Here is a 14,311-nt window from a genome sequence, read left to right as displayed (position 1 = left end):
ATCATGTCCGCAAGAAAACTAGAAGCTTATGAGTTTGAACAAGCTCCCGAATCGAAACAAACTCCGCTTTACCAAGATTACACACCAGAAGCCCCAGTCGGCCCTAACCTAAAAGAGATTTTATTTTTTGTAAATATCGCTTGTTTCTGTATTTTTATGGCACTTTTTAGTTTTATCTTTTTAGCCTTAAAATTAAATACAGCTTTATCATTTATCGCTGCTATGGCAACAAGCTTCGCCCTTTTACAACTTCAACGAAAGATAATGAAACGAAAATTTTCAAAATAAAGGTTGGTACTACTACCAACCTCTTTTCTAGTTATCAAAAAAGACAGTTATATAACTGTCTTTTTTATTTATTCTTACGTTTTGAAGGAGATTGAATAGCGATTTTAACTTCAAAAATTGTTCCTCTAGGTTTGTTATCTTTCACGCTAATCGTTCCTCGCAAAGCATCAACAATCTGCTTGGCTAAAGATAGTCCAAGACCAAAGCCACCTTTCTGACGGGTTCTCGCCTTGTCTACACGGTAAAATCGGTCAAAGATTTTCTTCTTGTCAACAGCTGAGATTCCAATTCCGTTATCCGTTACTGTTAGATAAAGGTGACGATCTGTAGCATGGACTACAAACTCAATTTTCCCATCTTCTTCGGTATACTTGATGGCATTGTCAAATAAGATGGTCATGAGTTGTTTTAAGAGCAACTGATCGGTCATAAAGGGACGATAAATCCGATTTTCATAGTTGAAAACACGATCATTTTCAGAAGCAATTAACTCATAGTTGGCAAAGGTTGTTTTAAAGAATTGTGGAGAAACTTCTGCTATATCTGGTTTGATTCCATCATCTCGACGTGCAAGGTTGAGAAGATTGGTCGTGAGGAAACGCATGTTGCGAACCTCTTCAAGACTGGAAGCGATACTTTCGCTGGATTCCATGATTGTTGCCTCTGGTTTTCGAAAGAGATTCTCTAAACGATTTTGTAAAACGGCCAAAGGTGTTCTCAGTTCGTGACTGGCATTTTCAACAAAAGACTTCTGCTTTTGCATACTTTCCAGCAAGGGTTTGACACTGACACGTGCTAGGTAAACACTGGCGATTAAAGACAGGAGCCAGAAACTAGCCATTACTACAACAATTAAATGCTCGTGGTTTTGGCTGATTTGTTCAAGCTGGCTGGTATTGATTAAAACCGCCGCATATTTGACATTGCTTGATGCGGAGAAAGAGTTAGTTTCCATCAAGATCATCCGATAGGTTTCTTCCTGACCGTAGCTATTGACAACTTGGATTTGGCGAATATGATTCAACTCTTTCTTGTCCAGCTTGATCTTATCCAATCCTAAAAAGCGATTGCCCAGTAAGAGTTGGTTAAAATCCTTGTCAAAGAGCAAGACTTCCGTATTGGAGCTGACATTGGGTTTGATTTCAGCCTTGCTGGCATCCGCAGTTGCTGGTTGAATATCCTTGACTTCCTCAGTTGCCCGATTCAGGGCTAACTGGATAACCGCTTGGGGACTACTACTAAGAGCTTGGAGTTTTTCATCTACAGAAGTGTAGAGACTCGAGTGCATGACCTGGAGGATAATCAAGGTCATCGCTGAGAAGATCAGGGTGAACACTCCAAAGTTTCGAATAAAATAACTGAAATCATCCGCATACCATGTTTTTTTTAGTTTATTGAACATCTTTTAAAATATACCCGACACTACGCAAGGTTTGAAGATTTTCAGCAAAGGCTGTACCCTTCAGTTTCTTACGAACTTTTGAAACATAGACTTCTACAACGGAAATCGTCGTATCGCTATCAAATCCCCATAGACGGTCAAAAATTTGTGTCTTGGGAAGAATGACATTTTGATTTTGAAGGAAGTAAACCAACAATTCAAACTCTTTTCCGAGTAGTTCCACAGGCGTGTCTTCCACCTTCACTTCATTCGTTGAAAGATTGACGACAACATCCCCATAGGTCAAGGTGTTTTCATTAAACTTGCCTGAACGTTTGAGAAGGGCTTGAATCCGCATTTTGAGTTCTTCTAGGTAGAAAGGTTTGGTGAGGTAGTCATCCGCTCCCAACTCAAAACCATGTCCCTTGTCATCCAAACTTTCCTTAGCGGTCATGATAAGGACTGGTGTCGTGATTCCTTTTTCACGCAATTCTTTCAAGACTTGGAAGCCATTTTTTTCAGGCAACATAAGGTCAAGCAAGATCAAATCATAGACGCCACTCTCAGCTTCATAGAGACCTTCTTCTCCATCAAAAACCTGCATAACATCTGCAAAATCATCTAAAAAGTCAAATACTGAGTTTGACAACCCTAAGTCGTCTTCTACTAGTAAAATCTTAATCATCTTGTTCTCCTCCTGCTATAAGATACTAATCAGCTTCATCTAAGGTTATTATAAAATAAAGAATTTTTGTATCATTTTTTGGATCTTAGTATAATTCTTTAATTATTATATCATGGCTTTAACAAATGGATTAAGATTTTGTAGTGTTTTCTTCATTATTTTGGTTAGAATTGCTATCCTTGTCCTTCGTACTTCCATCTGCATTGGCTGGTTTCTTCATAGAATTGCTACCGCTTTCTTGATTATTATTTCCTTGCGGCGGCTGTCCTCCTGGCCCTCCAGGACCACCGTTACCGCCAGGAGCACCTTGTCCATCTTGACCATTCATTTGAGGTGGCATACCATTGCCATTATTTTGACCCTGTCCTTGAGGCGGTTGTCCACCGTGACTTTGCATATTATTGCCATCTTGATTATCTTGCTGGGTTTTCGATGTTTGAACGGTCGACTGCTGATTTGTTGATTTTTGAGTCAAAGAACCGAATATATAACCACCAAGCAAGCCGACCACTAAAGAACCACTTGCTACTACTGATAGCCTCCACTTGGTGCTTTTTCTACAACAATCATTTTCTCTTTATTCATTCTGTATTTTTGTTTCTGCTTTAAGTTTCTGTGAAAAAATGAAGAAGTTCTACTTCATGAATTCACCACATCCTTTCTTTAGGCTACATACATCTTAATTATTTTTTCTTAAAGAATACTAAAATATGAGAAAATTCTTAGAAAAATAATAGAAAATTTATCCAAAATATTTTTTTAAAATACGACCGTATCGTCTCAGTAAAAGATAATCCGCTATTGCTGGGGATAGAAGGTTTAATGTTGTAAAAATCTTTGTACCTTGTCCCATCAAAATCACTCTTTTACGAGATTTTATACCTTTAAGTAAAACTTGGGTTACTTGATTTGTACTTGATATAGAGATCCCCATTTCTCTCCAAACTGGATGATAAGGCTTTTCTGATGGTGTGTCTGCTGCATTGGGGCAAAAATAAGTTATATGCATCTTTTTCTGCTCCTGTATTAATTCTCGGTTCATTGATTCGATAAAAGAAAAAAGTCCGGCGCGGCTCGCCACATCTACACTATAATAGGGGAAGGCCAGCCTACCATCTGCAAAACCTCCTGAATGCACAATGGTTGCTCCTTTTTGATTTTTTAACAAAGGTAAAAAATGTTTGCTGACAAGGATAGCCCCTATTAGGTTAATCGTCATAGTTTGATTGATCTCCTCCTCAGAGTGAGATAATAAAGATTTTCGTACATCAAATCCCGTTGCATTAATAACAATATCTATATTATCCGACCACTTTTGAACTTCAGACACTGCAACTTTAATAGAAGTTTCATTCGTTATATCTACTGAGCAAATCGGAATCTTGGAAGCAATATTCTCAGAAAAACTGGCTAATTTATTCATATTGCGACCTAAAAGAAATAAATGAGCACCTGCTTGAAAAAAAGCTTGTGTATAGGCTTGTCCCAAATTTCCACTGGCACCAATAATAACGACTCTTTTATTTTTAAAATAATTGTCACCCATAACATACTACCTCATTAGTGAACCTTTTGTGATAGGTTTAATATAACAAGCCCCACAATAACTAAAGCAATTCCCAAGAGACTTGCGAACGTTACTTTTTCATGAAAAAGCAAAATAGATAGCACAGTTGTTCCAACCAAACCAACACCAGACCAAATAGCATAGACTAGATTTAGTTGTATGCCTTTCAAAGACAAAGATAGAAAGAAAAAACACAAGCCATACAAAACTAAAGCAAGAATCCCAAAAAGCATTTTCGAAAAACCTTGCGACAGTTTTAACAGACTTGTAGCAGCTATTTCAGATACAATAGCTAGAGTTAAATAAACGTAAGACATCATTGTCCTCCTAGAATCAATAGAATTGAAAAGCTAGTCGGAAAACAATTGATTTAGCGATGAGTGGAAGCGAAGCAGGTCCAAAGTGTACAAGCATTAGCTAAAATCATAGACTTGATCTTTGAATTCTTGTAAACAGGAATCTTTTTTCGTCCACATAACTCATCTAAAGAGATCTGATAAAAATCAGCTAAGCGAATCAAACTATGACTATCTATAATTGTTTTATCATTTTCCCAATTTGAGATAGTTTGACGAGTCGTCCCCAGATATTCTGCTATTTGATTCTGACTGTAGCCATTTTGTTCTCTAAATAATTTTAATTGTTTTCCTAACATCTGCATTTCCTATTTATATTATTCTTTTCTTCACGAATTGTCTAGACGAAATTCTTTAACATCCTATACAATTCTAGGTAAAATTTCTTTGACATTGCTATTATAACACGATTTTCAGGATGGACACTTTATACTGACTTCCAAAAAACAGCAGATTGCAAGATCCGCTGTTTTTTCTCTATTACTTACTTGCTTTCAAAGCCTTTTCTACTGCTGCTTTTTCACGCTTAATCAAGTCAACACGCGCTGCGATATCCTTGATACCCATACGAATGTTACGGCTAAGCGCAAGGTCAGAGAGTTGAGGTTCAAAGAAATCCTTGTACTCTGCCAAGCGTTGCTCTGTTTTAAAGATATGCGATGGGAAGATGACAAAGCTATCAAAGCTCATATCTCCACCAAGGGCTGCCTTAATCCAATCCCAGTTTTCACGCGCCCAAACCCAAACAGTTTCTTGGGTAGCTTGGTGTCCGAGGAATTGGAGGTACCATGAAGAAAGGTCTTGTGGTTTCACTACAAATTTATCTTTCCATGAGCCAATCAGGGTTTGGATATTGTCAGCATCTATACTATATGCAAGAGCTCCTGCCAACTGGCGTTTAAAGACCGCATCCGTCGCATGAGTATATAGGTCCAGATAAGTTGCGACCAAGTCCTTGGTCTCATGGTCTTTCATTTCATTGATGAGAACTTGAGCACGGATTGCTGCTGGAAGTCCTGCAAGATTTTCCTTGTGAGCTGCAAAGATTTGACTAGCGACTTGACTAGCTTCTACATCATTGGAACGAATCATCATGGAAATGGTCAACTGACGAACCAATTCGTCTTCATCTGATTCACCATCTTTGGCTTCAAAGCCAAGACGGTCATAGTTATGACGAGCCAATTTAGCAACCAGACTGTTAAAGGCTTTCTCAGCTTCTGTACCTTCATCGATAAAGCGTTCAAGGGCAGAAATTACTTGAGAAACAGCTGAAACAACAAGGTAAGACTCTTCCTTAGAAAGTTTATCAAGGACTGGGAGCAAGTCAGCATAAGAAATGTGACCCGCTTCAGCAAGCAAACGGCGTTCTTGAACGATTTGTAATTTGCTTGTGTTATCAAGTGTCTCTAGCTCAGCAAGAACGGCATCTAACAAGTCTCCTTGATAGTCTGTAATGTAGTGGGCAGTATTTTCAGTGTTAAGACGAAGAGCTGTTTTATTTTCAGCAAGAAGAGCGGCATAGCCAGGGATTTCGATGCTTTCAGTTTCAAGTGTATCTGGTAGGCCTTTCCAGTTGCTGTTGAGTGGCACCACCCAGAGACGGTTCTTGTCTTCATGCTCACCGATGAAGAATTGTTTTTGCGAAATCTTCAAGACGTCATTTTCAACTTTGACAGTGAGAACTGGGTATCCAGGTTGTTCCAACCAAGAATCCATGAAGGCTGCAACATCACGTCCTGATGCTTGTCCGAGAGCATTCCAAAGGTCTCGACCAATGGTATTGCTGTATTGGTGTTTTTCAAAGTAAGCATGCAAGCCTTTAGCGAAATCCGCATCACCGAGCCAACGGCGAAGCATGTGCATGAGACGGCTTCCTTTGGCATAGACGATAGCGCCATCAAAGAGGGTATTGATTTCATCTGGGTGTTTAACTTCAACGTGAACAGACTGAACGCCATCCGTCGCATCGCGTTTAAGCGCAGCTGGAACACCACCTGTTTGGAAGTCTTCAAAGATATTCCAACTTGGCTCGATGGCATCCACACAGACGTATTCCATCATGTTAGCGAAGCTTTCATTAAGCCAAAGGTCATCCCACCATTTCATAGTCACGAGGTTTCCAAACCATTGGTGAGCCAACTCATGTGCTACAACTAGGGCAACTTGTTGACGGCTAGCAAAGGTTGAGTTCTCATCCACAACCAAGTAAACTTCACGGTAAGTCACAAGACCCCAGTTTTCCATGGCACCTGCTGAGAAGTCAGGAAGGGCGATGTGGAGCGATTGAGGAATTGGATACTTAACTCCGTAGTAATCTTCGTAAAACTCGATTGAGCGAACGGCGATGTCTAATGAGAAATCAAGGTTAGATAGTGGATGGGCTTTGGTTGAGTAAACACCTACGAGGGTACCGTTTTTAGTTTTAGCGGTCACCCCTTGCAAATCACCAGCGACAAAAGCCAACAAGTAAGAAGACATGCGAGGTGTCGTTTCAAACTTCCAGATGCCTGTTTCCTTGCGGTTTTCCACATCGATTTCAGGCATATTTGACAAGGCCACTTCACCTTCTGCTTGGTCAAAACGTAGAGCGAGGTCAAAAGTTGCTTTGGCTTCAGGCTCATCCACACATGGGAAGGCTTCACGCGCAAAATGGCTTTCAAACTGAGTAGACAAGACTTCCTTCTTGATACCATCAACTGTGTAGTAAGAAGGGTAAATCCCTGTCATGTTGTCTGTAATTTTTCCTGAAAAAGCAATGACCAATTCAACTTGACCAGCCTCAGCCAATTCGATATGAAGGGCTTCATTGTCATGGTCAACTGTAAATGGACGAGCTTGACCCGCAACTTCTACAGAAGCGATTTCCAAGTCTTTTTGGTGAAGGGAAATACGGTCACTCTGTGCTTGACCAGTGATGGTCACCTTCCCAGAAAAGGTCTTGGTCTCACGACTCAAGTCTAAAAATAAATCATAGTGTTCAGGAACAAATTGCGTAATAAAATGTTCTACTGCTTGCATAGTTTTCTCCTATTCTAAGTTTAAGAGTTTTACTCTTCTTCAAACAAACTTATTATATCATGTTTTGCTTAAGAAAAAAGGATTGGACGGTGATTTCCAAAACTTTCTTCCTTCTGCAGTCTAGAGTGGGTAGACTTTGCGAAATTCTTCTAAAACAACCTTGCTGTCAGGAGTAAAAGTCAGTCCGGTTTCCCTCATCCACTCGGTGAAAAAATCCTCATGAACCTGACGCCAATAGGCTAGGGATTTGTCACCTTCCCCTTCCTTATAGGCATGGTCGGCAGAAACTTGATGAAAAGGCTGAACGGAGACCTTGGTAATTTCGACAATGCAGACAGCCTGATCTTGACTGTCTAAAATGACATCGAAGGTCCCTTCTTGTGGAAGAGGTTCGTCTTCTAGTGCGTAGAGGTCGTAAGCTGAGGCGGTTGCAGTCTTTTCGCCTCTTAGAACCAAGTCGGCCAAGAGATCTGCTTCCACTCCAAAAGCCCAGGCATCTATCTCATCTCCAATCGTGGGGTTAATTTGCTTGTAAATATTCCACATTTCTTGCGGTGTCATAGTTTGCTCCTTTGTAATTTTTTACTTACTTCTTTTATACGTTTGAGATGGTCTGGATGATCAATCTCTAAATTAAAAATCTCTGGAATAGAACTGTAGTGGATAATACACTTGATACCCGTCTGATTCATTTTTTGTATGAAAGAAGCATTCAGATAGCCTGCTACAGCAAAGTCAATCTTTTTCATCCTTGCTTTATCCTGCATATCTCTCAGCATATCTAACATTATTGGACTTTCCATATCATGCCATTGACTATTTCTCACAGTCGCAAAAACAAAAGAAGTCAAATCATTCATTCCAACTACAATCTTTGAAATACCAGTTTCCAGTATCCTGTCCAAGTCAAAATAAGCTGACGGTAACTCAATCATTGTGCCGACTTTTCCAGTAAAACCATGCTCACGCAATACTCTAATAGCTTGTTTTAACTGCTCAGCATCATTGATAAAAGGAAAAATAACAGACAGATTGGGATTTGTTTGATAAACTTCTGTAACGACATGTGCTTCAGCCTGAAATTCTTCAGGACACGCCAGCAAGCGCCTAGTTCCTCTATAACCAAACAAGGGATGATTTTCATCAAAATGCTCTTTAGTCCCCTCTAAACAATTAGCTTCTGTATTTGTTAACTCTGAAAAACGATACCAAACCTCTTCATCTGAGTACAAGGAGCAAATGGTATCTAGATAATCTTTTACAAATTGCTGACAACTTGCTAATAGGATGTTTTGATTAAGCTCTCTCAACAAATATTCCCCACGAATCATACCAACATGATGCAATAATTGAGGGTAAACTTTTTCAACAATTTGTTCGCCACTAAGAGCAAGTTGGTTTTGCATAGCCATTCACCTCGTCTTAAAACATACAATATCAGATATCATTATATGATACCTTCCTCTAGTTCAAAAGCTTCATAAGGTTCAAATAACTCATATCCTAAAAATTCTGCTACTTTTTTGGAAGCCTCGTTATGAGCATCCCAAAGTGGAAACATATCTCTATTTAAACTCTCCAGAATCATTGTAGCACCAAGCTTTTTAGCAAATCCATTTCCTTGTTCGTTTGGTCTAGTTGCAACTTCCACTTCAACTGCTCCACGGTAAACTAACCCTGAGGAAATCCCAGCAATCAGTTCATTATTTTTAAGAATCACAAAGCCAAATCCACCCTTTAAAACAAAATCCTGATAGGACTCAAAATCCCCCTGTAAATCTTGTGACCATTCTTCCTCAGAAAAGCAGTTATAAATATGATTATCAATAGGCACAATATTGTAATCTTCCTCTAAGTGAGTAACTAGACCATTTAGAAATTCAACTTGAAAATTTGCCTTATCTTTAAAAGAATAGCGAGTAAAAGAATTTAGCTCCACTTTCCGATGTAGAAAATCTTGCCAATTAGTATCTTCTGAAATAATAATCTTATAATCTAAACCGTATTTCCTAACAAAATCTTCCCAAAATCTGGAATCCAACTCCCCTGCTAGGTATAGAAAATTTCCAACATCATAAAAGCTTGTTGTCCTATCACTGTTTCGGTAGACAGTTCCGATTTGAGATTTAAGACCATAAAGAACCATATTTTTCTTCCATGTTTTAAATAGTTCCATTATCCCCCTACTTCACCTTCCAATTCATATACAAGGTCTTGTCCAGCTCTGGAAATCCTAATAATTCAGACTTAACCTTCAAGACTAAGGGCGAAGCATTTTTTTCTGTGATCTCTTGAATATCCATCCAAACATATCCGAGCGAATCATTCGCACCATCAGAGACAACTTCCGAAATCGTAACTTGAGCTTCCTTCTCGTTGACCTCAATATCATAAAATGCCATGATATGGTGAACCATAAAATTTTTTAACTCTTCCCTGACGAAAACATCGTAGATTCGAGGATTGGAGTAGTTTCTAACAGTAAAGCCCGTCTCTTCCATAACTTCTCTAATCAGCGTTTCCGTCAATCCTTCATCAAGTTGCTGACTACCACCAGGTAGATCATAACGATGTTGATAAGGGCCTCTCGTTTTTTCAATGCAGAGTAACTTCCCATTTTCAAAGCAAACAGCATAGACTCCAAAGTGTTTTTTGATTTCCATTCAACTCCTCCTACTTCAAACTCCAACCACCATCAATGGTCAGGATTTGTCCTTGCATGGCGCTCGCTTTTCCACTTGCTAAGAAAAGGCTAATCTCTGCTACTTCCTCTGGCTCAATCCAGCGCTTGATTGGCGTTTCACTAGCTACCCAGTCTGCTAATCCACCGGGTTCAAAGTCCGCAGCGGTCATAGCTGTCTTGACTGCCCCTGGAGCAATCCCAAAGACCTGAATACCAGTCTCAGCATAGTCTAGAGCCAACTGCTTGGTAAAGCCAGCTAAGGCGTGCTTAGACGAGGTATAGGCGTGACCACCTCCGCCAGCTAGACTTGAAGCAATCGAACACATATTGATGATGATTCCTTTTTTATTTTCCAACATTTGTGTAAAATAATGCCGAGTCAACTCAACAGGAGTCACGTAGTTGATTTCAAAAATCTCTTGAATTTCCTGCGCTGATTGTTCCAATAAGGGTTTGTAAGCATCCAAAACTCCTGCAGTATTGCACAAAACATCCACCCGAGGGCACCAGTCAAAAACAGGTTTCAAGTCCAAGGTCAAATCTCTCTGTAAAAAGTAGAAATCACCCTCTAAGAGTGGATTTTCACCTTGGTCCACTCCATATACTTGATACCCCTTCTCTAAAAAGAGTCGGGCTTGAGCCAGACCAATCCCTGAACTCACTCCCGTAATCAATACACGTCTAGTCATGCACTTCTACCCAATCCGTCGCCAAAACATCACAAGGTGTCGGGCTCCACATGGAAAAACCTTCCCCTTCTCCAGACACGTTGATGAGGAAATAAGGCGTCACTTCAAGTGCAACCCCGTTTTGCTCGATAGTGTCAAAGAGTTGGACATAGTTTTCAGCCCCTCCCCAACCAGTTCGTACATATTTTTTCTTGTCCTTTAACCCAGGCAGGATTTCTTCAAAAGTCATGTTGTTCTCCTTTAATGCTACATTCTTCATTTAATTATAACAAAAAACCGTTTTCCAACGGCTTTTTGACTGTATCTTAGTTCAATAAAACAAATAGCTATCCAATTTTTTAATTATTTCAGTTCAATTAATTTATTGTAGATTTTCTCAGTCAGTTCTTTCTGTTGCGCTCCTGTTAAATGGTGCGAAGTGCGAATTAATATGGTTCCATAAACATAGTGGGATCCCGGATTTAAAGCAGTTCCATCAAAAGCACTAATATAAGTATTGCGCTTTTCTGCATCTTCTTTTGTCTTATAAACTTCTATATTTCCACCAGCATCATTACCTTTTTGAACAATATCTGAGCCTTCTACAGATTCATTCACTTGCTTGTCAACGAAATATACAGACGCTGTATATCCTCCTTGTTTATTTAATTTTTTATTAGGGTCATTATCCTCCGTAACAGATTGTACTCCAGTAATTGATTCAATTTCTTTGAGTCTTTCTTCAATAAAAGAACTAGAAGGATTTGTAATTTGTTTTAATTGAAGAATGCTATTTTGATAGTGAGTCAATTTTTCAGACAAATTCTTTTTTGTTTCACTATAATCTAATGGTTGACTTAATTCTTCAATTTGCTTCTCAATCTTAGCAGTCGCTTTCTCCATTTCTGGTTCTTTACGAAGTGAATCTTTGCTATCCTTTATAGTTGATTTCAATTCTTCCAATGTCTTAGAATCAAGAGGTTCTTCATTATTCTCAATAACCTTTTCAGCCTCAGCTATTTGATCTTCAACTTCTTTATTCTTTTCATTTAAATCCTTTACTACATCTTCAAACTTAGTTACAACAGCTTGATGAGGCACATAGGATAAGAAATAGTATCCTGTTGCCAAACCTAAAGCAATAAAAGTAATAAGCCCAACAATCATTGATTTCTTCATTTTAAACTCCTTAATTTATAAGCAATCTCTTCTATATTTTAATATATTGTTTTAAAAATTTCAAGTTTAAAAAGCTATAGAATCAACTTATTGCCAGATATACAAAAACGATAACCACTTCTCAGTAGTTACCGTTGATTTCTTTTGATTAGTCTTTCCCACCAAGTTTGCTGTTGATGGTCATCATGATGCTGGCTATCTTCTCACCCCAGTACGGATCGGAAGCATAGCGAACATTCATTCCAGTTGCCTTGTTTCCAAGGTGGTCTCTACCATAGTCAATGTAATTTTCACGAATCCACTTGGCCGCTCCAAGAATTCCTTTGTCCACATTATCAAAGCTCTTGGCTGAGAGATATGGGCTAGTATCATAAGCAGCAATACCAAAGAAGTTGTTCTTATCTCTGGCAATTTGACTACGTCCCCACGCACTTTCAAGAGCGCTATGTGCCATCAAGTAAAGGGCATTGACACCGTAGCGTTCCTCAGCTTCTTTGAAAGTCGCTCCTTTACCTGCTAGAGGACTATCCTGCAAGTTCATCATCGAATACAGTTTATCCAATTCAGCTGCACTATAATTACTTGGTTCTCTTAAGTTTTTATAGAGGAAAGGATTTTTAATGGTAAAGCCATCAAAGTGCTCTCCATCAGTTGAGTAGTACTTCTTACCAATAACCATAGCAGAGGTGTGTGGAGCTACTTTGATACTCGTATATGGAGAGAGTTCATGGTAGAGGAATTTCCCATCACTAGTATAATGAGGGATAAACTCGCTACCTTCATCTACTGCTGTCAAATCACTTTGATTCATATAGCCAGACAAGCCAGAAATCGAAACTGCAAGTCGGCCGCCTTTTCGCGTCGAGCTATCCAGTGAAACAATGCTTCCTTGGTTAATGTAACTCAAGATTTCTCCAGATGCACTATAGACATAGGCAGTGATTGGTTTAACTTTGTAATATTTGGTTTTATCCGCAACATGCCATCTACCAGAAGCATCCAAGGTATGACCATCCACAGTTTCATTTTTTGCCATATAACCGCCTGATTTAAGGTAATACCATGATTGGTCGGATGAATCGTAGATTAATTCTTTCTCAGCCATCTTTCCATTTGACTTGAGGTAGAACCAGTTGTTCTTGTACCATACCCACTCACTCGCAGCCATATAACCACCAGATTTGAGATAGTAGTAACCATTATCCCAGAGCCATTCTTTATTGGCATAATTTCCATCAGAGTTGATATAGAACCAAGAGTTATAATTCTTGTCAAAGAGCCACCCTTTGCCAGCTTTTGCTCCACTGCTCGTCACATAACTGCGGTCAATCCAAGTTTCCATAGAGAGGTAGCCGCCTGATTTGAAATGGTAATCCTTGCCTTTGATGGTTTGCCAACCTTTTTCAGCATAGGTTCCGTCAGCTTTCAAGTAAAACCAAGAGTTATAATTCTTGTCAAAGAGCCATTCCGATTTCAATTTAGCTCCACTCTTCGCAACATAGAAGCGATCTATCCAGCGCTCGGTAGAAAGATAACCGCCTGATTTGAAATGGTAATCTTTTTCTTTAATCGTTTCCCAGCCTTTTTCGGCATAGGTTCCGTCAGCTTTCAAGTAAAACCAAGCATCATAATTCTTATCAAAGAGCCATTCCGATTTCAATTTAGCTCCACTCTTCGCAACATAGAAGCGATCAATCCAACGTTCAGTAGAAAGATAACCGCCTGATTTAAAATGGTAGTCCTTCCCATCTATAGTTAACCACCTATTTTCAGCATAGGTACCATCTTGTTGAAGGTAGAACCAACTGCTATAGTTGTCATCATAAATCCAGGCTTGTTTAACCTTATTACCATTTTCTGATATATAGCTTTTACCAAGCCAAGCATTTTTCAGCATTTTACCTTGTGAATTGATGTAGTACTGGTTCTCACCTTGAGTGATCCACTCATCTTTGGCCATTTTCCCGTCTTCTTTAAGGTAATATTTTTCTTGACCTTGTTGAATCCATTCTTTTTGAGCTTTCTGACCATCAGACTTTAGATAATACCAGGATTCTTTTTCCTGATTAAATACCCACTGTTCCTTTGCTTTAGCACCACTTTCAGTCACATAGTACTGGCCAACCCACGTTTTCGTAGCTAATTTTCCAGCTTCGTTAAAATAGTAATCTTTACCACCAACTGTCAACCAGCCATTTTCTGCACGTTGACCATTATCTTTAAGATAAAACCAGTTCTGATGCGTTTGGTCAAAAAGCCATTGCTTGGTTGCTGGTTTCCCGTCTGCTTTGAGGTAGGTCTTTCCTTGCCAAGTCCCCTCTTCTGCTTTTGCTGTCTCCACTACAGTAAAAAAACACCCCAATAAGCCAGCACTTACTAGGGCCACTTTCCATCGTTTCATTTAAATGCTCCAATAACGTTTTCTAAACCCTATTGTAACATAGTTAATCGACGGAAATATTACAAATTGATGAAGATTCTAT

At 39.2% G+C, this 14,311-nt stretch carries 16 protein-coding genes; 1 reads left to right on the top strand and 15 read right to left on the bottom strand.

Features of this window, described 5'->3' with window-relative positions:
• The first annotated feature begins 3 nt into the window (after positions 1–3).
• Positions 4–288, top strand: a complete 285-nt coding sequence (locus tag GMD6S_RS00300; protein ID WP_001276161.1) for a DUF3270 domain-containing protein — start codon at positions 4–6, stop codon at positions 286–288.
• Positions 289–352: 64 nt separating this feature from the next.
• Here GMD6S_RS00300 and GMD6S_RS00295 read toward each other — a convergent pair whose 3' ends face one another.
• From GMD6S_RS00295 to GMD6S_RS00225, 15 genes are all read right to left on the bottom strand, one after another.
• The gene (locus GMD6S_RS00295) at positions 353–1,690 is read right to left on the bottom strand and encodes a sensor histidine kinase (RefSeq protein ID WP_000482350.1); all 1,338 of its coding nucleotides are present in this window, start codon (positions 1,688–1,690) and stop codon (positions 353–355) included.
• Complete coding sequence (gene ciaR / locus GMD6S_RS00290) at positions 1,680–2,354, bottom strand: two-component system response regulator CiaR (protein WP_000590635.1); 675 nt, start codon at positions 2,352–2,354, stop codon at positions 1,680–1,682. Before ciaR ends, GMD6S_RS00295 begins: the two co-directional genes overlap by 11 nt.
• A gap of 130 nt (positions 2,355–2,484) precedes the next feature.
• Positions 2,485–2,865, bottom strand: a complete 381-nt coding sequence (locus GMD6S_RS00285; protein ID WP_008283944.1) for a hypothetical protein — start codon at positions 2,863–2,865, stop codon at positions 2,485–2,487.
• A 231-nt stretch (positions 2,866–3,096) separates the two neighbouring features.
• Positions 3,097–3,900, bottom strand: a complete 804-nt coding sequence (locus GMD6S_RS00280; protein WP_000502735.1) for an SDR family NAD(P)-dependent oxidoreductase — start codon at positions 3,898–3,900, stop codon at positions 3,097–3,099.
• Positions 3,901–3,914: 14 nt separating this feature from the next.
• Positions 3,915–4,241: a DMT family transporter gene (locus GMD6S_RS00275; protein ID WP_009013481.1), complete on the bottom strand. Its 327-nt coding sequence runs from the start codon at positions 4,239–4,241 to the stop codon at positions 3,915–3,917.
• 50 nt (positions 4,242–4,291) lie between these two features.
• Positions 4,292–4,576, bottom strand: a complete 285-nt coding sequence (locus tag GMD6S_RS00270) for a helix-turn-helix domain-containing protein (protein ID WP_008283941.1) — start codon at positions 4,574–4,576, stop codon at positions 4,292–4,294.
• Positions 4,577–4,757: 181 nt separating this feature from the next.
• Entirely contained in the window at positions 4,758–7,298 is a 2,541-nt protein-coding gene (locus GMD6S_RS00265; RefSeq protein ID WP_001149142.1) for a M1 family metallopeptidase, read from the bottom strand.
• Between the two features lie 120 nt (positions 7,299–7,418).
• Positions 7,419–7,859: an ASCH domain-containing protein gene (locus GMD6S_RS00260; RefSeq protein ID WP_000188825.1), complete on the bottom strand. Its 441-nt coding sequence runs from the start codon at positions 7,857–7,859 to the stop codon at positions 7,419–7,421.
• A complete protein-coding gene (locus GMD6S_RS00255) occupies positions 7,856–8,704 on the bottom strand; it encodes a putative PEP-binding protein (RefSeq protein WP_008276044.1) in 849 nt (282 codons plus the stop codon). Before GMD6S_RS00255 ends, GMD6S_RS00260 begins: the two co-directional genes overlap by 4 nt.
• Before the next feature lie 41 nt (positions 8,705–8,745).
• Positions 8,746–9,474 carry a GNAT family N-acetyltransferase gene (locus tag GMD6S_RS00250; protein WP_000418697.1) on the bottom strand — a complete coding sequence of 243 codons (729 nt, stop codon included), beginning with the start codon at positions 9,472–9,474 and terminating at the stop codon, positions 8,746–8,748.
• A 7-nt stretch (positions 9,475–9,481) separates the two neighbouring features.
• Complete coding sequence (locus GMD6S_RS00245) at positions 9,482–9,961, bottom strand: NUDIX hydrolase (protein WP_000403326.1); 480 nt, start codon at positions 9,959–9,961, stop codon at positions 9,482–9,484.
• Between the two features lie 10 nt (positions 9,962–9,971).
• Positions 9,972–10,670, bottom strand: coding sequence for a 3-oxoacyl-ACP reductase (locus tag GMD6S_RS00240; protein ID WP_000198455.1), 699 nt, complete (start codon positions 10,668–10,670; stop codon positions 9,972–9,974).
• On the bottom strand, positions 10,663–10,899 hold the full coding sequence (locus tag GMD6S_RS00235) for a DUF2829 domain-containing protein (RefSeq protein ID WP_000141924.1): 237 nt from the start codon (positions 10,897–10,899) through the stop codon (positions 10,663–10,665). Before GMD6S_RS00235 ends, GMD6S_RS00240 begins: the two co-directional genes overlap by 8 nt.
• 113 nt (positions 10,900–11,012) lie before the next feature.
• Positions 11,013–11,828 (bottom strand): hypothetical protein, encoded by an 816-nt coding sequence (locus GMD6S_RS00230; protein ID WP_000749426.1) that lies wholly within the window; start codon positions 11,826–11,828, stop codon positions 11,013–11,015.
• A gap of 148 nt (positions 11,829–11,976) precedes the next feature.
• The gene (locus tag GMD6S_RS00225; protein WP_000832906.1) at positions 11,977–14,229 is read right to left on the bottom strand and encodes a glucosaminidase domain-containing protein; all 2,253 of its coding nucleotides are present in this window, start codon (positions 14,227–14,229) and stop codon (positions 11,977–11,979) included.
• Between the last annotated feature and the right edge of the window lie 82 nt (positions 14,230–14,311).

The organism is Streptococcus sp. GMD6S (genome assembly GCF_000297015.1).
Note: the sequence above shows the minus strand (reverse complement) of the source record. Positions and strands in the feature narration are given on the sequence as shown.

Excerpts from the sequence above, each read along its gene's own strand:
- GMD6S_RS00235 (WP_000141924.1), bottom strand. The coding sequence starts at position 10,899 with ATGACTTTTGAAGAAATCCTGCCTGGGTTAAAGGACAAGAAAAAATAT.
- GMD6S_RS00255 (WP_008276044.1), bottom strand. The coding sequence starts at position 8,704 with ATGCAAAACCAACTTGCTCTTAGTGGCGAACAAATTGTTGAAAAAGTT.
- GMD6S_RS00270 (WP_008283941.1), bottom strand. The coding sequence starts at position 4,576 with ATGTTAGGAAAACAATTAAAATTATTTAGAGAACAAAATGGCTACAGT.
- GMD6S_RS00295 (WP_000482350.1), bottom strand. The coding sequence starts at position 1,690 with ATGTTCAATAAACTAAAAAAAACATGGTATGCGGATGATTTCAGTTAT.
- GMD6S_RS00260 (WP_000188825.1), bottom strand. The coding sequence starts at position 7,859 with ATGACACCGCAAGAAATGTGGAATATTTACAAGCAAATTAACCCCACG.
- GMD6S_RS00245 (WP_000403326.1), bottom strand. The coding sequence starts at position 9,961 with ATGGAAATCAAAAAACACTTTGGAGTCTATGCTGTTTGCTTTGAAAAT.
- ciaR (WP_000590635.1), bottom strand. The coding sequence starts at position 2,354 with ATGATTAAGATTTTACTAGTAGAAGACGACTTAGGGTTGTCAAACTCA.
- GMD6S_RS00230 (WP_000749426.1), bottom strand. The coding sequence starts at position 11,828 with ATGAAGAAATCAATGATTGTTGGGCTTATTACTTTTATTGCTTTAGGT.
- GMD6S_RS00265 (WP_001149142.1), bottom strand. The coding sequence starts at position 7,298 with ATGCAAGCAGTAGAACATTTTATTACGCAATTTGTTCCTGAACACTAT.
- GMD6S_RS00225 (WP_000832906.1), bottom strand. The coding sequence starts at position 14,229 with ATGAAACGATGGAAAGTGGCCCTAGTAAGTGCTGGCTTATTGGGGTGT.
- GMD6S_RS00300 (WP_001276161.1), top strand. The coding sequence starts at position 4 with ATGTCCGCAAGAAAACTAGAAGCTTATGAGTTTGAACAAGCTCCCGAA.
- GMD6S_RS00275 (WP_009013481.1), bottom strand. The coding sequence starts at position 4,241 with ATGATGTCTTACGTTTATTTAACTCTAGCTATTGTATCTGAAATAGCT.
- GMD6S_RS00280 (WP_000502735.1), bottom strand. The coding sequence starts at position 3,900 with ATGGGTGACAATTATTTTAAAAATAAAAGAGTCGTTATTATTGGTGCC.
- GMD6S_RS00240 (WP_000198455.1), bottom strand. The coding sequence starts at position 10,670 with ATGACTAGACGTGTATTGATTACGGGAGTGAGTTCAGGGATTGGTCTG.
- GMD6S_RS00250 (WP_000418697.1), bottom strand. The coding sequence starts at position 9,474 with ATGGAACTATTTAAAACATGGAAGAAAAATATGGTTCTTTATGGTCTT.